Below are 20,815 nucleotides of genomic sequence, written 5' to 3'. Positions count from 1 at the left end.
ATGCAGGGCGGCGCGCCGTGCGCACAGCGGAACGGCCTCGGCCGTGCTCGCTGCCCGGGCGGCATGTCGCGGTTGAAAGCGGAAGGCGCCGGCGGATCGAAATGGGCAGGCGCCGGTCAATACAATGCAAATGTTCCTAAAATTACGAATGTCGCGGCACTATAGGGGATTCCGCGGCCCGGAGCCATGGCCCCGTCCGGCCGTTACCGGCCGGACAGCGGCTTGAGGCTCTTGAGATAGGTGGCGATCGCCTCGCGGTCGGCCGGAACGAGCTTGCTGGTGTTGTCCCGGATCACCTCGCTCATGGCGCCGCCGGCGAAGTCGCCGTCGGGCGTCATGCCGGCCTCCAGGTAATAGCTGATGTCCTTGTCGCTCCACTCCCCGATCCCGTGCTCCGGGTCCGGGGTGATGTTCGGGATCTTGCCCTGCCCTTCCGGCGCCTTGGGGGTGCCGGCGAAGGGGCTGTACCAGTTCAGCCCGCCCAGCATGTCGCGCGGCGTGTGGCATTCGCCGCAATGGCCGAGCACGCGGACGAGATAGGCGCCGCGATACCAGTCGGCGGACTGGCCGGCCGGGACCAGGAACGGCCCCTCGGTGAAGTTCAGCAGGCGCCAGCCCGGCAGCAGCGACCGCCAGGAATAGGGCCAGCCCAGCTCGTGCGGCTTGTTCGCCTGCGGCACCGGCGGGACGCTGCGCAGATAGGCCCAGAGGTCGGAGAGGTCGCGGTCGGTGATGCCGGTATAGGCGGTGTAGGGGAAAGCCGGATAGAAATCCTCGCCCGACGGCGACACGCCTTCGCGCAGGGCCCGGCGGAAATCCTCCTCGCTCCATCTGCCGATGCCGGTCTCGGGGTCCGGGGTGATGTTCGGCGTGTAGAAGGTGCCGAAGGCGGTCTTCAGGGCCCGGCCGCCGGCCAGCGGCTTGGCGGCGTCACCGGCCGCGGTGTGGCAGGCGGCGCAGCCGCCGGCGGCGAAGACATAGGCGCCGCGCGCCACCGGGTCGGATGAGGCCGGATCGGGAGAGGCCGGTTTGGGCGCGGCCGGGTCGGCCGTCTGCGCCGCGGCAGCCGACCCGAGGGCGAGCCACAGAGCCATGAGAACCGGGAACGGACGCATGCTGGCCTCCGGAACGCGAACAGGCGACTCAGCCCTTATAACTCGATCCTTCGCCCTAGCCTGTTATTCCGGGGTCATGCGACCCTTTCGCCCTCGCGCCAGACGGCGCGGATCACCGGCACACCGTCGACCAGCCGGACCCGCAGCAGGTCGGCGCGCAACCCGGGCTCGATCCGGCCGCGGTCCTCGAGGCCGGCGGCGCGGGCGGGGTTGACCGTCACCGTCGCCAGCGCCTGCGGCAGGCCGATGCCGCCCTCGGCCAGGGTGAAGGCGCCGTGCAGCAGGCTGACCGGGACGTAGTCCGAGGACAGGATATCGACCAGCCCCTCGCGCGCCAGCTCGCCGGCCGAGACATTGCCGGAATGGGATCCGCCGCGGACCAAGTTCGGCGCGCCCATCAGGATCTGCAGCCCATGCTGGCGCGCGGCGCGGGCGGCGGTCAGGGTGGTCGGGAACTCCGACACCACCATGCCCAGCGCCGCCGCCTCCTCGACATGGGCGACGGTCTCGTCGTCATGGCTGGCGATCGGCAGGCCGCGGCCGCGGCCGATCGCGGCCAGGGCGTCGCGATTGGTCACGCCGTGGGTGCGCGAGGCGGCGATCCGCTCCGCCGTCTGGGCGTCGATCTGCTCGTCGGTCAGGCCCAGCATGCCCTTGTAGATCTCGCGGTACTTGGCGAGGTCGGAGAACTGGCGGTGGCCGGGGGCGTGGTCCATCACCGACATGAACTGCACCAGCGGGTCATCGCGGAACGGCTCGAACAGTTCGAGCACATGCGCCTCGGTGACCTCGCAGCGCAGATGCAGGAAATGCTCGGCCCGCAGCATGCCGCCGGCCTGGGCCTGACGGATGCCGTCGACCATCGGCCGCAGCGTCTCCATCCGGTCCTCGCCGTTGCGGCCGCCGACCAGGGCCAGCGCGTCGAACACCGTGGTGATGCCGGCCGCGGCGACCTGGGCGTCATGCGCCATCACCGCGGTCACCGCCGGCCAGCGCACGCCGGGCCGCGGCGTGTAGTGCCGCTCGAGATGGTCGGTGTGCAGCTCGACCAGGCCGGGCAGCAGGTAGTCGCCCTCGAAATCGACCGCGCCGGGCGGGCTGACCGCGTCCCGGTCGAGATCGGTGATCCGCCCGCCGGCGACGGCGAGGCTGCCGGTCAGCACGGCCTCCGCGGTCACGATCCGCGCATGGGCGACGATCAGATCCCCCGCCATACCCAGTCCTTCTCCTACTTCGCAACGATCGGTCCGGCGGGTACGCCCCCCGCGGCCCTCATATGGGCAGCCGGGCCGGCATCGCAAACCCGGCCCCGCGCGGCGCCCTTATGCCCCGAGCTTTGCGACCATTTGATGACTCCCGGGTGACAGCGACGATTTGGCGTCCGGCCAGACCACGCGCTCGACCCCGGCGAAGCGGCGGATGCGGTCGAGCTGATTCTCCAGCCGGCGCAGCCGCGCCTTGCTGGACCGCACCTTCGGCTCCCACCACAGGCCGGCGACGGCGAGGTCGCCGCTGTCGCGCCGGGCCCGCATGTCGATCCGGCCGACCAGGCGGTCGCCCTCCAGGATCGGGAAGACGTAATAGCCCCAGCGGCGCTTCGCCTCGGGCACGAAGGCCTCGAAGCGGTAGTCGAAGCCGAACAGCCGCTCCAGCCGCTGCCGGTTGCGGATCACCGGGTCGAAGGGCGACAGCACCCGCAGCACATCCGGCGCCGGCGCGGCCGCGGCCAGCCGGTCCTCGATGTCGGCGAAGGCGAAGGCGGCGGTGGTCTTGCCGTCCGCGCCCTGGACATGGACCACGTGCAGATCGCCGCGGCGGGTCAGCCGGTCGCACCACTGCTCCGCCTCGCGGATGGTGATCAGGTCCCAGAAGCCGGCGATCTCGCCGGGCCGGGCGGCGCCCAGCCGCTCCAGCGCCGAGCGGCAGGCCCAGTCGACCACCGCCTCCGGGTCGGGCGCCGGGCCGCGATGCGGTTCCGGGATCACCCGCTCGGTCAGGTCGTAGACCTTCTGGAAGCCCTCGCGCCGCGCCACCGCCAGCACGCCGGTGCGCCACAGGAATTCCAGCGCCATCTTCGACGGCGTCCAGTCCCACCAGCCGCCGGAGGGGCGCTGCCGCTCCTCCTCGAAGCTGCGGGTCAGGAGCGGCCCTTCCGCCGCCACCCGCTCGCGCACCTGCTCCAGCACCTTCGGGAAATCCGGCCCGGCCTCGGTCCACCAGCGGCTGGTGGCGGCGCGCGCCTGCACATCGGCGAAGCGCCGCGACCAGTAGGGGAAGAAGCGGGTCGGGATCAGCGAGGCGTCGTGGGTCCAGCCCTCGAACAGGCCGCGGGTCTTCTCCACCAGCCGCGGCAGCTGGGTCTGGGCATAGCCGTGGCGGCGGGCGAACAGGATCATGTGATGCGCCCGTTCGACCGTGTTGATGCTGTCGACCTGGACGAAACCGATGCGGTCCACCACCGCCTGGCACCCATCCGCCGTCAGCCGGCCGAGCGGCGGGTCCGACAGGGCGTGCAGGTCGAGGAACAGGCGCCGGGCGTCGGCATTGCGGATGGTGAGCGGGGTGGAGTCGGCCATGAACAAGACAAGAACATAGCCACCCGCGGCCAGGCAAGAGGAAAGCCCTTCGCGCGCCGCCGCGGCCGGCTATAGTCGGATCGAAACCACCGAGGTTCCGCATCGTGACCGCCACCCTCATCGCCCCGGAGCCGCCGCGCCAGGACGCGGTGCTCGACCTGATCCGCCAGTCGGACGCCCTGATGGCGAGCCTGTATCCGGCCGAGAGCAACCACATGCTGGACATCGAATCTTTGGAGCAGCCGGAGGTGCGCTTCTTCGTGGCCCGGCGCGAAGGCCGGGTGGTCGGCTGCGGCGCGCTGACGGTCGGCACCGGCGGCCGGGCCGAGCTGAAGCGGATGTTCGTCGATCCGGCGACAAGGGGGCTCAAGGTCGGCCGCGACCTGCTGGCCCGGATCGAGGACGAGGCCCGCGCCCTCGGCGTCCGCCTGATCCAGCTGGAGACCGGGATCCACCAGCCGGAGGCGATCGGGCTGTACCGCCGCTTCGGATACCGGGATCGCGGCCCGTTCGGCGGCTACGGGCCCGACCCGCTGAGCCTGTTCATGGAGAAGGCGCTGGACTGACGCCCCGGCGGAACCCGGGACGTCAGTCCGGCCTCAGCTCATTCCGCCGGAGCTCCCGGAGGGGTCGCGGCCGCGCCGATCGACGCTTCCGGCTCGGTCACGAAACGCCCGATCAGGCCGCCGATGACGCCGCCGACCAGCGGCGCCACGATGAACAGCCAGAGCTGCCCCAGCGCCCAGTCGCCGACGAACAGGGCCGGGCCCAGGCTGCGCGCCGGGTTGACCGAGGTGTTGGTGACCGGGATCGAGATCAGGTGGATCAGGGTCAGCGCCAGGCCGATCGCCAGCGGCGCGAAGGGCGCCGTGGCACTGCTGCCGGTCACGCCGACGATCACCACCAGGAACACCGCCGTCAGCACCACCTCGCTGATCGCCGCTGCGGTCAGGCCGTAGCCGCCGGGCGAGTGCTCGGCATAGCCGTTCGAGGCGAAGCCCTTGGCCAGTTCGAAGCCGGGGGCGCCGCTGGCGACGGCGTAGAGGACGGCCGCGGCGATGATGGCGCCGACGACCTGGGCGATGATGTAGGGCACCACGTCCCCGGCCGGGGTCCGGCCGGCGGCGAACAGCCCGACGGTGACCGCCGGGTTGAAATGGCCGCCGGAGACGCGGCCGAGGGCATAGGCCCCGGTCACGACCGTCAGCCCGAAGGCCAGGGCGACACCTTGAAATCCGACGTATTGACCCGCCAGGACGGCCGTGCCGCAGCCGCCGAGGACGAGCCAGAACGTCCCCACAACCTCCGCAAGGACTCGCTTGAGCATAGAGGTTCCCTCCATTCGATCTCCTACCGCCGCTGGTGGCGAAGAGAATCAAGCAGCCAAGATATAGTATTATGTAATCGCGCGCAATAAAGTGACTTTGAGGCGATGTTTAGCTTTTGCCTCAAGATCGATTGCAATAGCCGGTCGCACGGATAAGGGCCGCCGTGACGTCGGACCATGGGCCGGCAAGTGTTCGGTCGCAGGCCTGCGGCACAGCCGCAATTCACGATATTTGTCCGGCAAGACGCCGCGGCTCGATGGTCGAGGCACTCGTCCCGACCGGGTCTGTCGAAGCTCCCTCTGGAGCTGGAGGCGCCAAGTCACGGGCCGAGACCCCATCGGTCTTCCGGCGACGATCGAGAAGCGGCCGGTCGCAGTGCAGGACAAAAGTTTCAATCCGGTTGCGGTCGGGTGACATAAACGTTGCGGAACAATTGCCGTTCTTCGGGGTTCGTGCAGAGGGTTGGGGGGAGAGGAATCCATTCGCAAGGCCGGCAGAGTGCCACTGGCGTCGTCGCGCACCGGGCGATGTCCGCGGCCACTGTTCGCCGCCGCTGTCCGCCGCGACGAAGGACGAGACCGTCCCCAGCAGGAACGTCCCACCACAGCCGATATCGACACGAGGATAGCGCCTATGGTCAGCACCCTGAGCATCGACAACAACGGGAAGATCGTCCTGACCAGCCGGGAGAAGGGCGGCAAGGCCCGGGAAGCGACCACCGAGCAGACCCAGGCGTGGATGATCAGCCTGGCCAGCGTCCAGAACCCGAACGAAGACCCCACCAAGCTGTCACAGGACGAGCTCCAGAAGCGGGCGTCCAAGACCTTGAGCCAGTACGAGGTGGCGGTGCCGGACGTCGCCGGCGATTCGCAATACCGAACCGGCTATCAGCTGGGTCTCAACGACCGGCAGATCCAGACCAATATCGTCGACGTCAACCAGCAATACGCGGCCAACCCGAACCTGATCCAGAAGTTCGACGAAGGCGATGTCGACGCCGATTTCGTCTATGTCGCGAAGTCGGCCGTGCCCGAGCCGCAGAGGACACCGAACACGGAGCCGCCGGCGGCGCAGCCCAAGCCCGACACCTCGTCGCCGCAGGCCTTCGGATCCAGCCTCCTGGACAAGGCGCCGGATCAGGCGACGCGCAACAAGTGGATCAGCGACTACATCAACGGCGCCGAGAAGCCGAAGGATGTGACCGAGGCCCTGCTGAAACTGGATTACGGCAAGGACAACGCCGCCAACCGGCAGCAGATCATCCGCGCCTATGTCAAGAAGGTCGCCGGGGACAACGGCGGCGAGCAGCTGAAGACTCTCAGGGCTCTGGCCGAGCACGACTGGAAGAACGGCAACAACCAGAGCATCGACGTCCAGATCGACACCGATATCCTGGCCGTGGCGAAGGAGCTCAAGTTCAGTCGCGGCGACATCCCCAACATCAACAAGGACGTCAAGGATTGAGCGGAGAGGCCTTCAGGCCGAGGATCGTCCCCGCCGTGAAGAGGGCGTGCCCCCGTCGGCGCGCCATTCGCCTTCAGCGCCGGATGGCCGTCTGAACGAGAGTCGCGGCAATCGCGCCTGCCGGCCCAGAGGCCATCTTCCGCCCCGCTCCGACCGCTTTTCGCGGACAGCATCGCTCCATGCCGCCCCGCATCGACCGCAACACCGGTCCCGCGCCGGTCACCAGCCCCTATGCCAACCCGCGCCAGGCCCATTTCGCCGGCGCGGTGCAGCGGGCCCGCGCCACGCCGTCGGCGCTGGCCGCGCTGCCGATCCGCGCCGAGACCACGGCGCTGATCACCACGGCGGTCCGGTACGACCTGGCCCCGAACCCGGACAGGGAGGCGAGCCGCACCAACTGGAGCGCGGTGCGCACGGCGCTGGCGGACGAGCTGCGCCGGACGATCAAGGCCAACACCGACGAGTCCGGCAAGCTGAACCTGAAGCCGGAGGACCAGGCCAAGCTGCAGCTGGTCAACGGCTGGGCCGCCGGCACCGACCGGCTGGCGCAGGCGAGCCGCGAGGCGCTGACCGATGTCGACACCGAGATGCGCCACGAGCAGCTGGGCCAGACGATCGACCAGATCGAGGGCACGCTGGCCAAGGTCAGGAGCACCGTCAGCGACCACAGCCTGCTGCACAAGGGCTGGGACTTGGTCACCGGCGGCGGGGCGGGCGACGACTTCGAGGGGTTCCTCCAGGGCAGGCTCGACGCCCTGAACGGGTTGCGCCGGAAGGACGAGGCCAGCCCGATGTCGCAGCAGGCCTATGCCGCCGAGATGAAGGCGGCGATGGGCGACTTCGAATCCGAGTTCAAGCGCCATGCCGACGACTTCCAGGACAGCGAGGAGACCTGGAACACCATCGACGAGGTCGGCCGGATGGTGGTGGCGACCACGGCCGGCATCATCGCCACGGCAGCCACCGGCGGCAATGTCGCGGCCGGCTTCGCCGCGGCCTACGGCACCTATGAGCTGATCGATTCGGTCGGCGACGTCGCCGACGTGGTCCAGGGCAACGACATGTATGCCGACGGCCACACGTCGCAGGTTGGCGTCCTGATGGATGCGGTCGGGCTCGACGGCGCCAAGGGCGACGGCGCCGGCATCTCCTGGGACCACGGCAAGGCGGCGCTGAAGGACACCCTGCTCGATTCGGTGTCGTCGATCAGCACCGCCGGAGCCACCACCGCCGGCATGAGGATCAGCACCGCCCTCACCTTCAAGATCGGCGGCAACGCGCCGACCCTGATGCAGCGCGGCTTGGGCACGGCGATAGGCGGGATGGGCGGGCAGGTGGTGAACGGCACCGGCCAGATCTCCTCCGATGCCATCCGGCTGGCCTTCGACAACAAGCTGTTCACCGGCGAGGGCGGTGACCAGATGCTGAAGGCGGTGGTCCGGGAGAGCATCAATCTCGGGACATCCTTCTTCGCCGGATTCGCCGCCGGCGCCATCCCCATCCACCGGGCTGTCACGGCCGCCGACGACGCCGTTCCTGCCGTCGGCGGCCGTACGGCCACCGCTACCGGCAGCGTCGACGACCTGGCCGGCGCGACCGACGATCTCGCCACGACCGGCACCGGCGCCACCCGGGTCGGGGCCGCCGCGACGATGGCCGACGATGTCATCAATGCCGGCACCGGCGCCACCGGCACCGCCGCCGCGGGCACCACCACGGCGGCCGGAACGGGCACGACCGCCACGACCGGCACCGCGGGCGCGGTCGACGACGTGGCCGGCAACACCGCGGCCGGGACGACGACGGGCAACCCCAGGACCGGCGCGCCCGGTTCCGGCCCGAACGCCGCCGCCACGCCGCAGCGCCTGTGGGCGCCGGGGCTGGCCGCCCAGTTCGGCAACGATCTCGCGGCCAATTTCGGCGGCGCCGAGCTGACGGCCCTGTGGACCGAAGGCCGGCACATGAACCAGGGAGAGGTCATCGCCGCGAGCCTGGGGGCGCTGCCCGGCACGGCGATGAACATCGCGATGCGTCCGAAGACGCCGGACGCCCCCTCCCTCCGGCAGAGCACGGCGCCGGGCCTGCCCCGGGCAACCGACCCGTCGGTGCCGCTGACGCTGCGTGAGCCTCTGGCCGATGCCGAAACGCCGGCCGCGCCTGCCGGCACCCGGCCCGGCACGACGGGCCGGGCGGAGGCGCCGGAGGCCCGGGTGGCCGTCTCTCCCGGCCGGCCGGTCGCCTCCGACGCGCCGGCGGGCAGCCGTGCGGCGACGGGTGCCGGCGCGATCCCGGCGAGCCGCGACGTCGCCTCCGCGCCGCCCCGGACCGGCACCCCGATCGAGATCCGCCTCGCCCGGGTGCTCGACGAGTCCCGCGCCGTGACGACGACAGGCCGGACCGTCAGCGCCCATGAGCTGGTGACCCGGCACGACCGCGGCCCGGAAAGCTGGCGGAACACCCATATCGTGCTGGATGTCCGGGAGCGCGGCCCGCAGGCTGCCGCCTTCGCCCGGACGATGGCCGAGGTGGCCGGGGTCGACGTGGTGCACGGACCGGCCGGGCGGACGACGACGGAGCCGCAGCTGCGGCGGGTCACGCCGACCCCGCCGGCGCCCCCCACGCCGGGCCGGACCATGCAGGTCGCGGACGGCCGGGCCTTCCTGGTCGAGGCCGACGGCAGCCGCGCCGAGATCGAGATCGGGGAGCATCTGGGGCGGCGGGTCGATGCCGGCCCGCGGCTGACCGCCTTCGCCCTCTACGACAAGGTGGTGGCATTCACGCGCGACGGCGCCGATGCCCCGGCCGGGCTGGTGCGGGCGACCGACGCCGCGGCGGCCCGGGCCGCCGGCCTGCCGGTGCTGCCGGCCGGCAACCGCCTCTCCGTCTTCGAGCGGCCCGCGGTGATCTATGACGGCAACGCGGTCGCCCTGCGGGAGCTGGTCACCCCGGCCGGCGGCCGGCAGGTGATGCTGAACGACGCCGTGTTCAACGCCGCCAGCCTGGCCTCGATCCGCCAGATCCGGGAGGTGCTGGCCGGCCGGCCGGTCGATCCCGCCACCGGCCGGCCGATCCCGGTCGAGCGCTTCGCCCTGGTGGTGATGCGCGACGGCCGCGTCGCCCTGGTCGATCCCGCCGACCCGCGCGCCCCCGCCCGCACCGGCAACGGCCGTCTCGGCGTCGAGATGCTGGACGATCTCGAGCGCGGCATCCGGGCGAAGCTGGCGCGGGAGGCCGAGGCGGCGGACGGCCGGTCGCTGGAGGCGATCGAGCCGGTGCAGCGCGACGGCAACCGTCGCGGCCGCGACTCCCGCCGGGATCAGCCGGAGGACGACCCGGCTGGCCGGGACGACGGAGTCGTCGCACCGCTGTCCTTCCGGCGGTCCGCCGACCGTGCCGCGGCCCTGGCCGAGTTGGACATGGACCGGGCCGCGGCGCCGCCGAGCCTCGGCGACGACCGCGCCGCCCCGACGGGCATGGGCGATGGCCCGGCACGCCCGGGACGTGGCGCGGCCAGGCTGAGCCCGGCCGAGATCGAGCGGAACCGCGGGGCGGCCGCCGCCATCTTCGAACGCATCGCCCCCCAGTCGCTGCGCATGCCGGAGATGACGGTCGCCGACCTGATCGACCAGTGCGCCCGGTCGCCGGAGCTGATGCGGCTGATCCGGCTGGCCGACCGGCATCAGGTCCGGCTGGTCAATGCCGCGCATCCGGACCTCGCCGTGCTGGGGCACGACCGGCAGATCTCCGGCACGTCCTACAGCGACAGGCTGCGCCTGGTCTCGCTCGACCCGACCGTGCTGCGCAGCCGGCCGGACGCGCGCCCGGCCGGCGACGCGTTCGTCGCGGAGATGACCCGCCTGCTCGCGCATGAGCTGGCGCATGCGGCCTATGGGGGGCAGCCCCCTGCGGCCCGGGATTTCGACGGCCAGGAGGCGTTCACCGAAGCCTTCGTCCGGGCCGGTCTCGACAAGGAAGGCGACGCGCGGCTGACCGAGCTCCTGGTCGGCGACGAGCTGGCCGTCAATGCCGGCCGGCCGGCCGGCGTCCCGGGGGCCGATGCCGGCCGGGCCGTGCTGGATCGGTACAGGGCCACGCGGGACAGGGAGGATGCCGCCCGGGCGCTGGGCGAGCTGTTCCGGGACGAGCCTCGCGGCACCTCGGGCCGGACCTACGGCCAGGCTTTCGCGGAGAATGCGGCGGCGATCTGGAACCGCGACGGCCGGACCAGCGCCCCGCCCGATCGGGCCGGGCCGCGGATCTCGGCCCGACTGGCATCCCCCGTCGGCCCGCCGGATCCCGCCCGCCAGCCCTGGGCCCATGCGCCGCGGGATTTCGGCGACGCCATCGACATGCCCGTCGCCCGCGTGCTCGACGGCTCGCACGCCGTCCTGCCCGACGGCCGGATCGTCGCCGCGCATGAGCTGTTCGTCCGGCACGACCTGGAGCCGGAGGGCTGGCACAATGCCGGGATCGCCCTGAACCTGCAGGAGCCCGGCCCGCACGCGGCGGCGTTTGCGCAGCGGGTCGCCGACATCGCCGGGGTCGACGTCATCTACCCGCTGGGCGATCGGTCGCCGGCGAGCTGGCGGCGCGCCACGCCGGCAGGCCACGCCGCCCCCGATCCGGGCAAGAGGCTGGAGATCGTCGACGGCAAGGCGTTCCTGGCCGAGCCGGGCCGTCGCATCGAGATCCGGATCGAGGAGCATCTCGGGCGCCGGCTGGGCGGCGGCGAGCACAAGACCGTGTTCCGGTGCTACGACAAGGCGGTGGCGATCTTCCGCGACGAGGTCGCGACGCTCGGCATCGCGCCGGAAGAGGCGACCGCGCCGGCGCGGGCCCGGACCGAGATCGACAATCTCGAGCTCGGCCGCCGGATCGGATTGCCGACGCTGGCGGCCGACGGCCCGGCCCGGGCGTTCGGCCAGCCGACGCTGGTCCATGAGCTGGGCGCCCTCAGCCTCAAGGACATCGTCGAGTATGACGGCGGCACGCGGATCATCGTCGACGACACCTATCTGAACGCGGCCACCCTCGAATCCATCCGCCGGATCCGCGACGTTCTCGAGAACCATCCGGTCCATCCGGACACCGGCAGGCCGCTCCGGCTCAACGACTTCTCCCCGATGATCATGTCGGACGGGCGGCTCCTGTTCGCCGATCCGCTGAGCATCCGGTCCCTGGCCCGCGGCTCCTACGATCATCGGTTCGAGCTGGAGCTGCTGCGTGACGTCGAGCGCGCGGCCCAGGCGAAGCTGGCGCGCGAGGCCGCGGAGCGCCCGGCCGAGCGCCAGGCGGCCCTGGCCGAGCTGGACATGGACAGGGCATCGGCGCCGCCGGGCGACGACGGCGGGCAGCCGGAGCCTGCGGCCGGAACGCCCCAGACCGTGCCCTGGGACCGGCTGCCGAAGAAGCCGGTGCAGTACAGCCTGCTGGGGCCGCCGCTGGACCGGCTCACGATCCCGACGCCGAAGGCGGGCGGGGAAGACGCCTTCACGATCCATGCGATGGGGACCGAGGAGGGGACGATCCTCGATCGCGACGACAACCCGCTGACGCCCCACGACCTCGCGCTGCGGCTCGAATTCCCCCGGGACGAGGACCGGCCGATCCTGCTCGCGGCCGACTTCGCCGGCCAGGCCTTCGCCCCGCGCCTGTCCAGCATCCTCGGGATCAACGTCCTGGCGCCCGATTTCGAGCTGCGCATGGGCCGCGACAGCATCAACCCGGCCGGCGAGGGACGCTGGCTGCTGTCCTCGCCGCAGCCCCTGCCCCGCGGGGCCGAGGTGGAGTTTCGCGACGGGCAGCTGTTCGCGCGAGATGAAGAGGGACGGTGGATCGAGGCGAAGATCGAGGACCACCTCCACGAGCGGATCGGGGGCGGCAGCACGAAGGTCCTGTTTCGCCTCGGCCGGAACAAGGCGATCGGCCTGCTGCAGCCGGGCATGGGTCGAGAGCATCTCGAGCACGAGGTGGCGGCGCTGGATCGGTGGGAGAGGAAAGGGTTCAAGGTCGTGCCGCATGACGGCATCGTCCAGGCCTTGGGCCACGACGGCATCGTCTACGACCTCCACGCCGGCAGCAGCCTGAACGTTCGCGGGCGGGACGGCTCGGTCGACGCCGAGCTGGCCGCCGTCCTGAACGAGCGGAGCCTCGCCGATCTCCGCGCGCACCGGGAGAAGCTGCTCGCCCTGGAGGCCGGGGAGCGCGAGAGCCTCAACGATCCCGAGTACCTGATCGGCTTCGACGGGCAGATCTACCTTTCGGATCCGGAGCACATCCTGGCGACACCGTCGCCGGGGCGGCAATCGGCGGACCCGTATCCCGCGCTGTCCTCCGCGCTCGACCAGGTCGACGCCATGGCCGCCGCCGCAGGGGCGCCGCCCGCGGTCAGCCGGGATCGGGAGCCGGACGCGCCGGACCAGACCGGGAAGCTGCCTGCCGGGATCGACGTCTCGCCGGAGGAGGCGCGCGATCTGACCCGCCGGATCAATCTCAACCGGCTGCTCGAGACGCAGGAGATGACCGCGTATGAGTATCCCGACATCCTCGGCATCGACCGCGACGGTCGCGCGATCCTGAGCGACGGAACCCGTGCCGGCGTGCACGAGCTGTTTCTCGGCGCGGATCTCGGCGATGAATGGGCCGGCTCCCAGCCCATCGTCCTGGCGTCCGCGCCGGCCGGCCCGGAGCTCGACGCCTTCGCTTCCAGCCTCGCCCATGTCGCGCAGTCCGACGTGATCGTGCCGCAGGGGGAGACGGGCTGGAAGGTCGTGGAGCCGACCGCCCCCCGGGAAGACAGGACGATCGAGTTCGAAGGGACGGAGGCGATCGAGATCGGTCCGGACGGGCAGCGGCGGCCGATCACGCTGCAGGAGGCGCTCGGCCCCCGCATCGGATCGGGCGCCTTCAAGACCGTCTTTCAGGTCGGCGACAAGATCGTTCTGGTGCAGCGGGACGGCAATTCGCTGCCGCTCTTCGAGGAGATGCGGGATCTCGCCAGGCTGGAGGAGGAGGGATTCCCCACGGTCCGCGTTCTCGGATTGACGCGCATCCACGACAAGCCGGCCATGGTCGCGGACCTGCAGTGGAAGAGCAGCAAGGAGATCGAATACGACGGCGAGACGCTGGACGATTCCCGGCTGAGCCGGCGCAGCGTCGACAGCCTCGCGCTGATCGAGAGGCTGATGATCGAAAAGGGCGTCCGCTTCGGCGATCTGGAGCTGATGGCCGGGCTGGATGGAAGCTTCGCGCTCTGGGACGTGGGCGGCGTCCGCTTCGGCGTCAGACCGGCATCGTCCCAGCTGGACGGCATCCGGCAGCTGCGCGAAGTCGCCGAGGCGAAGGTGGCCCGCGACGGGGAGCTGTCGCCGCCGCCGGCCGGACGTGAGGGCGACGGCATCGGCCGGCCCGATGACGATGACCGGCCGGATGACGGGGGTGATCCTCCCGGAGGCGACGGGGCTCTGGGGCCTTCGCCCCGCCCGACCATGCCGCCGGGCGGCGGCGCCGAGCGGCGCGGGCCATCCGGCGACGAGGACGGATCGGCCCTTGCGACCGGCAGGCATGAGGAGGCCGGGCCGGCTTCGCCGGACGGGACGCTCGATGCCGCGCCGAAGCCCGGGGCGGGGGAGCGATCGGAGCCCGAGCTGCATCGGTCGCCCAGGTCCTATGCGCGGGAGCGCGGGCTGGAGCAGGTTCCCGTCATCGACTTCAGGCCTTTTGCCGGCTCGAGCCCGCATGAAGTCCTGGTGAACGACGAGCTGTTCAAGGATTGGCGATACAGGCGCCGGCCCTTCGCGGCGAACATCGACCCGCGGGACGAGGCGGCGCGGCAGCAGATCCAGGGCCTCGCGGATATCATCGGCGTGGAGATCCTGATGCCCACGCCGGCCGAGCTCGGCCCCTGGGAGGTGGCGAAGCCCCGGCCGCTCGAGGATCCGCAGGGAAGCCTCGTCCCGCAGGACGACGGGACGCTCCTCCTCGTGGATGACGAGGGCGGCCGCCGGACGGTCGCGCCCGTGGACATGCTGGGCGAGATGCTGGGGGTCGGAGGCTTCAAGACCGCGTTCAGGCTGCACGACAAGGCGGCCGTGGTCTTCCGCGACGAGATGAACGAGGTCGAAACCCCCTTCAACGACCCGCAATACTATCTCGACATCACGCAGCGCCTGAAGGAGCTCGGGGCGCCTCATGTCGTCGACGTGCTCGGCGTCGTCCGGATCCACGGGAAATCGGCCTTCGTCACCGATCTCTATGCCGCCAGCGACCGGACGCTGCGATCCCTCTTGGAAACGACCGATCTCGACGGCGTCGGCACCATGATCTGGCAGTTCGACAGCTCGGATTTCACCGCAGCCGGATTGTCCAGCCTCGTCGCGACCAGGGCGTTCCTGCACGATCTCGCGCAGCAGAGGCTCTACATCTCCGACATCGAGTTCCTGGTGCATCCGGAGACCGGCGAATTCAAGCTGTGGGACTACGGCCAGCTCTCCCGGGATGAGAAGTTCGTGCCCTGGGAGACCTCGGAGCAGAAGCAGTTCAGGCGGACCCTCCACTATGTCGATCAGCTGATCGACGCCCATCGGGAGAAGCTCGCCGCCGACCGGACGGACGAGACACCGCCCGACGACGACCCGCCCGGCGGCGGGGTGCAGCGCACCGATCCGGAGCCCCCGAGCGTTCCGCCCGGTGGCGGGGCCGCCGCGCCGCCGCGGCCGGCGCAAGCCCCCGGATCGCCCGCCCCCCGGGATGCGGCGCCGCCGGTCGGGGTCGACCGCACGGATCCGCCCGCGCCGCCCCCGGCAGCCGACCCGATATGGACCGAGGTCGACGGCCATCTGGCCACGCTGGCGGGCGCCCGCGACCGCGAGGATGTCGAAGCGGCCCGGGCCGCGCTGTCGGACCTGGCCGGGCTGTCGATCCGCGCCTGGGACGCCCCGGAAGCGGACCGCCCCGGGCTGCGCGCCCTGGCCGACCGGGCCCGGGCCCTGCGGCACGAGCTGATCGACGTCACCGTGCATCTGACCCGGAACCCCGGCGCCGTCGGCGGCGACGCGGTGCCCAACGCCATCGGCGTCAACGCGGTGAAGGAGTGGATCGACGCGGCGCTTGTCAGCCCCCTCACGGATCTGGCGCGCCGGCGGGGGGTTGAGCCGGCCCCCGCGGCCGGGGAGACCGGACCGTTCGCGGGCCGGTTCGGCGGCCGGCCGGCGGCGACGCGGGCCGAGATCGAGCTGTACGACGCCGAGCGGAAGCTCCGTGTGCTGGACGAGCTGGCCCGGCGCGCCGAGACGGAGCTGCCGGTGGGAGAGGACCGGCCGGTCCTCTATCCCTATTTCGGATGGCGGGCGCCGAATCTCGACGGTCCCCGCGAGCTGCACTATCCGCGCCCGGTGGTCGCCCGGCCGATGAAGCTGCGATCGCGGCGGGCCCATGACGCGTTCCGGCAGGAGCAGCGGCGCCTTGACACGGAACAGCGGCAGATCGACGACATGCGGCGGGCGTTCCTGGGCCGGGCCTGCCTGGCCCTGCAGGCCGCGGGATCCCGCTCGGTCCTGGCGTGGCAGGCGTCCGGCGCGCTGCCCCCCGGCGTCGATGTGACGGGGCCGGGCCAGGCCTATTACGCCCTGAACCAGGGCCTGCGCGAGCCGCCCCGCTCGACCCGGGACCTCCATGCCAAGCTGGAGGAGTTCGGCCGGGTCCGCGATCATTTCCGCGACCTGGTCCGGGGCCTCGGCCAGGCCTTCGCCGGACGCCCGACCGGGGAGGACGGCCATGCCGTGGCCGCCGGGGCCGCGGATGAGGCGATCCGCTGGACGATCGCGCGGCTCGACCGCCTGGCCGGCGGCCCGGTCGGCCGGCTGGACCGCCTGGCGAAGGGCGAGGCGCTGCTGCAGGCCTTCGATATCGAGCTCGATCGGGCGGAGCGTCACTTCCAGGAGCTGGCCGGGGCGGGCCAGCCCGTTCCGCCGAACGGCCTGGCGGCGGCGGACATGGCCCGGCTGCGGGGTCGGGTCGCCGCGGTGCGCGAGCACCTTGCCCGGGTCTTCGCCGGGCCGCAGAGCTGGGAAGGGCAGTTCTCCGCGCAGCTCCAGCTGCTGCGGCTGGGCCGGGACCTGCGCGACGTGCTGTGGAACACCCGCTTCAGCCGTCCGGGGGATCTGGACAGCCTGGCCCCGGAGAGCCGCGCCTATCTCACGACGCTGCGCGATCTATGGGATTCGGTCGTGCCGGCCCCGTCGGAGTTCGACCGCCCTTCGCCCGGCCCGAGGCCCGACCCGGACAACGGCGCCGCCGAACCTCTCCGCCGGCCCCCGCCGGACGCGGAGGGCGGCCCGAGCCTGCTGGTCCAGCTCAGCTATCAGGTGTGGGCGGTCGTCAAGCTGCTGGGGCAGCAGAAAGCCGAGCTGTCCCGGGGGGATTTCGCCACCCTCATCGGCAAGCTGCAGGCGGCCGGGAACCGGGCCTATGCCCTGCGTGCGGATCGCGACGCCAGGCCTTATGAGCAGCAGTTGCGGGACGACATCGACCATGACCTGAACGAAGCCCGCGCCTGGCTTCCGGAAATCGTCAGGCTCCTGCGGCTCATGGCCGGGTCCCACGGCAGCGGCGGTGCGGAGGCCGAACCGTCCCTCAACGCCCATGTCGCAACCGCGATCGGTCGTCTGGAGCAGGCCCGCCGGGTCCTGGAGGGTGTGGATGCCGACGCCGCCGAGGGCGCGACCTCGGCGGCGATCCGTCACATCGAGGGGGCCATCGGCGGCCTGCGGTCCTACAGCCTGGACTCGCTGGCCGTGCCGCAACCGGCGGCGCATGAGCAGCCGATCGTCGACGGCCATCTGCACCGGATGCGCGAGGACATGTCGGGCGGGCGCCAGGCATGACGGCCGAGGAGCGCCGGCCGCGGCCTCAGCGGGCGCCCTCATGCGCGATGGTGTAGCGCTGATGCGCGTTGCTGGTGGTGGCCGAGGCCAGCTGCCGCCAGGCGTGCAGCGCCTCGTCGTAGTTCTCGAACGGGCCCTGCAGGCTCTCGGTGCCGTCGACCAGCCGGTCGAAGCGGGTATCGGCATATTCGCCGCCGATGATCCAGAAGCGGTTCGTCATGGTCATGTCCTCCGTCGGGGCGCGCCTGGGCGCAGATGATCAGTGGAACTGGGCGGCTTCGGTCGACTCGCCGAGCGCGGTGGTCGACGCCTTGCCGCCGGAGATGGCGAGGCTGACGGCGTCGAAATAGCCGGTGCCGACCTCGCGCTGGTGCTTGGTCGCGGTGTAGCCCTGGGCCTCAGCCGCGAACTCCGCCTGCTGCAGTTCGGAGTAGGCGGCCATCTGCCGGTCCTTGTAGCCGCGCGCCAGCTCGAAGGTGGCGTAGTTCAGGCTGTGGAAGCCGGCCAGGGTGATGAACTGGAACTTGTAGCCCATGGCCCCCAGCTCGCGCTGGAACTTGGCGATGGTGGCGTCGTCGAGATTGGCCTTCCAGTTGAAGCTGGGCGAGCAGTTGTAGGACAGCAGCTTGCCCGGGAAGTGCCGGTGGATGCCCTCGGCGAAGCGCTTCGCCTGGCCGAGATCGGGCTTCGAGGTCTCCATCCACAGCAGGTCGGCATAGGGCGCGAAGGCCAGGCCGCGGGCGATGCAATACTCCATCCGGTTCTCCGGCTTGATCGGATGGAAGCCCTCCTCGCTGCGCTGCGTCCGGTCGATGAACGGATGGTCGCGCTCGTCGATGTCGCTGGTGATCAGCTTGGCGCTCTCGGCGTCGGTGCGGGCCAGCAGCACGGTCGGCACGTCCATGACGTCGGCGGCGAGGCGGGCGGCGTTGAGGGTGCGGATGAAGCTGCGCATCGGCACCAGCACCTTGCCGCCGAGATGGCCGCACTTCTTCTCCGACGCCAGCTGGTCCTCGAAATGCACGCCGGCGGCGCCGGCCTCGATCATCGCCTTCATCAGCTCGAACGCGTTCAGCGGGCCGCCGAAGCCGGCCTCGGCATCGGCCACGATCGGCGCGAACCAGTGGCGCTTGGCCCCGCCCTCGGCATGCTCGATCTGGTCGGCGCGCTGCAGGGTGCGGTTGATCTTGCGCACCGCCTCCGGCACCGAATCCGCCGGGTACAGGCTCTGGTCCGGATACATCTGGCCGGCGGTGTTGGCGTCGGCCGCCACCTGCCAGCCGGACAGGTAGATCGCTTCCAGCCCGGCGCGCACCTGCTGCATCGCCTGGGTGCCGTTGGTGGCGCCCAGCGAATTGACGAAATCGCGCTTGTGCATCAGCTCCCACAGCCGCTCGGCGCCGAGCCGGGCCAGCGTGTGCTCGATCCGGACCGATCCGCGCAGCCGGTCGACATCCGCCGGGGCGTAGTCCCGGACGATGCCGTCGAAGCGGCCGGCGAGGTGTCGGGTCGAGGTCGGAGAGTCGAGGGGAGCCATCCTGTAAATCCTTTTCAAGTCCGACAAAGCGGCGCGTCATGTTGCGCTGCGAAGATGAGAAGGATGTTGTGTTGCGCTCCACCCAACGTCAACGCGGCGTTGAGCGTGAAAAGGAAAGGTTGTAAAGTTTGTTTATGCCAGTTTTGTAAATCGGAGAAGATCGATGGCCGCGCGCAAGCCGATGCTGGGGCACAAGATCCGGCGGCTGCGGCGCGACCGCGAGGTCAGCCAGGCGCAGCTGGCGGAGCGGCTGGGCATCTCCGCCTCCTATCTCAACCTGATCGAGAGCAACCAGCGGCCGGTGACGGTCGAGATCCTGCTGAAGCTGGGCCAGATCTTCGACCTCGACCTCGCCAGCTTCGCCGAGGACGAGGGCGAGCGGCTGGTCGGCGGCCTGTCCGAGGTGTTCGGCGACCCGCTGTTCGCCACGCCACGGCCGGGCACCGCCGGGCTGAAGCGGCAGGACATCATCGACCTGGCCGCCCAGGCGCCGGCGGCGGCCGAGGCGGTGCTGGCCCTGTACCAGGCCTATCGCGAGGGGCGCGAGACGCTGCGCCTCCTGGCCGAGCAGCGATCGGCGCCGGACATCGCCGAGGGCTCGTCGCCGCTGGACGAGGTGCGCGACTGGGTGCAGGCGCATGGCCATCACTTCCCGGAGCTGGAGACCGCGGCGGAGGAGATCTGGCAGGCCGGGGCGATCGAGCCCGGCGCCCTGTTCCCGGGCCTGATCCGATATCTCGACGAGGAGCTGACCCTGCGGGTCAAGGTGATGCCGGTCGAGGTGATGGGGCCGGTGCGCCGCCGCTACGACCGGCACGGCCGCCGCATCCTCTTGTCCGAGATGCTGCCCCTGCCCAGCCGCAGCTTCCACCTGGCGGTGCAGATCGCGCTGGTCAAGTACCGGGCCCTGCTGGACGAGATGGTGGCGCCGGTCGGCTTCTCCGGCCCCGAGGCGTCGCGCCTCGGCCGCATCGTCCTGGCCAACTATCTGGCCGGGGCGGTGATGATGCCGTACGACCGGTTCTGGCGGGCGGCGACGGCGCTGCGCTACGACATCGAGGTGCTGCAGAGCCGCTTCGAGGCGTCGTTCGAGCAGGTCTCGGTCCGCCTGACCACGCTGCAGCGCCAGGGTGCCAAGGGCGTGCCCTTCTTCCTGATCCGCAGCGACAAGGCCGGCAACGTGTCGAAGCGCCTGGGCGCCACCAACTCCGCCTTCGCCCGGATGGGCGGCGCCTGCCCCTTGTGGATCCTGCCCGACGCCTTCCGCTCGCCCGGCCGGATCCAGACCCAGGTGGCGGAGCTGCCGGACGGCAGCCGCTGGTTCACCATCGCCCGCACCGTGTCCAAGCCGGGCGCCGGCTTCCGCGCCCAGGGGCAGAGCTTCGCCCTGGCGCTGGGCTGCGAGATCGCCCATGCGGCGCAGCTGGTCTATGCCGACGGCATCGACCTCGCCTCCGACGAGGCGGCGGCGCCGATCGGGCTGCATTGCCGGCTGTGCGAGCGGCCGGATTGCGACCAGCGTGCCTTCCCGCCGCTGAACCATGTGCTGTCGGTGGATGAGAATTTGCGCGGCGCCACGCCCTATCAGTTTACCCCGGCGGCGTAAGAACTTGCCATCGATCAACAAAGCCGCTTGCGAATATTGGGATATCGCGATCACACTGCCCGACTAATGTCTCGATTCCCGGAGGGGCGACCCATGGCGCACAAGTTCGAGATCTACAAGGATAAGTCCGGCGAGTTCCGGGTGCGGTTCAAGTACAATTCCGAGACGATCTTCTCGACCGAGGGCTACGCCAGCAAGGCCTCGGCCAAGAACGCCATCGAGTCGATCAAGAAGAACGGTCCGGACGCTCCGACCGACGACACCACCGCCAGCTGACCACGGCAGCCGGGCGAGGCGGCCCACGCC

The 20,815-nt window shown here is 71.1% G+C and carries 11 protein-coding genes; 5 read left to right on the top strand and 6 right to left on the bottom strand.

The window, feature by feature from the left end; genetic code table 11:
• Positions 1–203: 203 nt before the first annotated feature.
• The 3 genes from ACFW16_RS16560 to ACFW16_RS16550 all read right to left on the bottom strand — a co-directional run bounded on the left by ACFW16_RS16560 (position 204) and on the right by ACFW16_RS16550 (position 3,691).
• Positions 204–1,115: a c-type cytochrome gene (locus ACFW16_RS16560; protein WP_380306870.1), complete on the bottom strand. Its 912-nt coding sequence runs from the start codon at positions 1,113–1,115 to the stop codon at positions 204–206.
• Between the two features lie 74 nt (positions 1,116–1,189).
• Positions 1,190–2,329 (bottom strand): alpha-D-ribose 1-methylphosphonate 5-triphosphate diphosphatase, encoded by a 1,140-nt coding sequence (locus tag ACFW16_RS16555; protein ID WP_380306868.1) that lies wholly within the window; start codon positions 2,327–2,329, stop codon positions 1,190–1,192.
• 108 nt (positions 2,330–2,437) lie between these two features.
• Complete coding sequence (locus tag ACFW16_RS16550) at positions 2,438–3,691, bottom strand: winged helix-turn-helix domain-containing protein (RefSeq protein ID WP_380306866.1); 1,254 nt, start codon at positions 3,689–3,691, stop codon at positions 2,438–2,440.
• A gap of 104 nt (positions 3,692–3,795) precedes the next feature.
• Between ACFW16_RS16550 and ACFW16_RS16545 the strand changes: the two genes are divergently transcribed.
• A complete protein-coding gene (locus ACFW16_RS16545; protein WP_380306865.1) occupies positions 3,796–4,257 on the top strand; it encodes a GNAT family N-acetyltransferase in 462 nt (153 codons plus the stop codon).
• Positions 4,258–4,295: 38 nt separating this feature from the next.
• Here the strand turns inward: ACFW16_RS16545 and aqpZ are convergent, their stop codons facing one another.
• Entirely contained in the window at positions 4,296–5,018 is a 723-nt protein-coding gene (gene aqpZ / locus ACFW16_RS16540; protein WP_380306863.1) for an aquaporin Z, read from the bottom strand.
• A gap of 634 nt (positions 5,019–5,652) precedes the next feature.
• Between aqpZ and ACFW16_RS16535 the strand changes: the two genes are divergently transcribed.
• Complete coding sequence (locus ACFW16_RS16535; protein WP_380306861.1) at positions 5,653–6,483, top strand: hypothetical protein; 831 nt, start codon at positions 5,653–5,655, stop codon at positions 6,481–6,483.
• A 179-nt stretch (positions 6,484–6,662) separates the two neighbouring features.
• Positions 6,663–17,366, top strand: coding sequence for a hypothetical protein (locus ACFW16_RS16530; RefSeq protein WP_380306859.1), 10,704 nt, complete (start codon positions 6,663–6,665; stop codon positions 17,364–17,366).
• A 25-nt stretch (positions 17,367–17,391) separates the two neighbouring features.
• Here ACFW16_RS16530 and ACFW16_RS16525 read toward each other — a convergent pair whose 3' ends face one another.
• Positions 17,392–17,586 carry a DUF4170 domain-containing protein gene (locus tag ACFW16_RS16525; protein ID WP_380306857.1) on the bottom strand — a complete coding sequence of 65 codons (195 nt, stop codon included), beginning with the start codon at positions 17,584–17,586 and terminating at the stop codon, positions 17,392–17,394.
• A 39-nt stretch (positions 17,587–17,625) separates the two neighbouring features.
• Positions 17,626–18,903: an isocitrate lyase gene (aceA, locus tag ACFW16_RS16520; RefSeq protein WP_380306855.1), complete on the bottom strand. Its 1,278-nt coding sequence runs from the start codon at positions 18,901–18,903 to the stop codon at positions 17,626–17,628.
• Between the two features lie 163 nt (positions 18,904–19,066).
• Between aceA and ACFW16_RS16515 the strand changes: the two genes are divergently transcribed.
• Together ACFW16_RS16515 and ACFW16_RS16510 are read left to right on the top strand one after the other, a co-directional pair.
• Positions 19,067–20,509 (top strand): short-chain fatty acyl-CoA regulator family protein, encoded by a 1,443-nt coding sequence (locus ACFW16_RS16515; protein ID WP_380306853.1) that lies wholly within the window; start codon positions 19,067–19,069, stop codon positions 20,507–20,509.
• 93 nt (positions 20,510–20,602) lie between these two features.
• The gene (locus ACFW16_RS16510; RefSeq protein WP_380306851.1) at positions 20,603–20,785 is read left to right on the top strand and encodes a YegP family protein; all 183 of its coding nucleotides are present in this window, start codon (positions 20,603–20,605) and stop codon (positions 20,783–20,785) included.
• Positions 20,786–20,815 lie beyond the last annotated feature (30 nt).

This window comes from Inquilinus sp. NPDC058860, assembly GCF_042743185.1.
In the GTDB taxonomy this organism is placed as follows: Bacteria; Pseudomonadota; Alphaproteobacteria; order DSM-16000; family Inquilinaceae; genus Inquilinus.
The sequence above is the reverse complement of the archived record's forward strand: the minus strand, read 5'-3'. Positions and strand labels throughout refer to the sequence as shown.

Excerpts from the sequence above, each read along its gene's own strand:
- ACFW16_RS16560 (WP_380306870.1), bottom strand. The coding sequence starts at position 1,115 with ATGCGTCCGTTCCCGGTTCTCATGGCTCTGTGGCTCGCCCTCGGGTCG.
- ACFW16_RS16555 (WP_380306868.1), bottom strand. The coding sequence starts at position 2,329 with ATGGCGGGGGATCTGATCGTCGCCCATGCGCGGATCGTGACCGCGGAG.
- ACFW16_RS16550 (WP_380306866.1), bottom strand. The coding sequence starts at position 3,691 with ATGGCCGACTCCACCCCGCTCACCATCCGCAATGCCGACGCCCGGCGC.
- aqpZ (WP_380306863.1), bottom strand. The coding sequence starts at position 5,018 with ATGCTCAAGCGAGTCCTTGCGGAGGTTGTGGGGACGTTCTGGCTCGTC.
- ACFW16_RS16535 (WP_380306861.1), top strand. The coding sequence starts at position 5,653 with ATGGTCAGCACCCTGAGCATCGACAACAACGGGAAGATCGTCCTGACC.
- ACFW16_RS16530 (WP_380306859.1), top strand. The coding sequence starts at position 6,663 with ATGCCGCCCCGCATCGACCGCAACACCGGTCCCGCGCCGGTCACCAGC.
- ACFW16_RS16525 (WP_380306857.1), bottom strand. The coding sequence starts at position 17,586 with ATGACGAACCGCTTCTGGATCATCGGCGGCGAATATGCCGATACCCGC.
- aceA (WP_380306855.1), bottom strand. The coding sequence starts at position 18,903 with ATGGCTCCCCTCGACTCTCCGACCTCGACCCGACACCTCGCCGGCCGC.
- ACFW16_RS16515 (WP_380306853.1), top strand. The coding sequence starts at position 19,067 with ATGGCCGCGCGCAAGCCGATGCTGGGGCACAAGATCCGGCGGCTGCGG.
- ACFW16_RS16510 (WP_380306851.1), top strand. The coding sequence starts at position 20,603 with ATGGCGCACAAGTTCGAGATCTACAAGGATAAGTCCGGCGAGTTCCGG.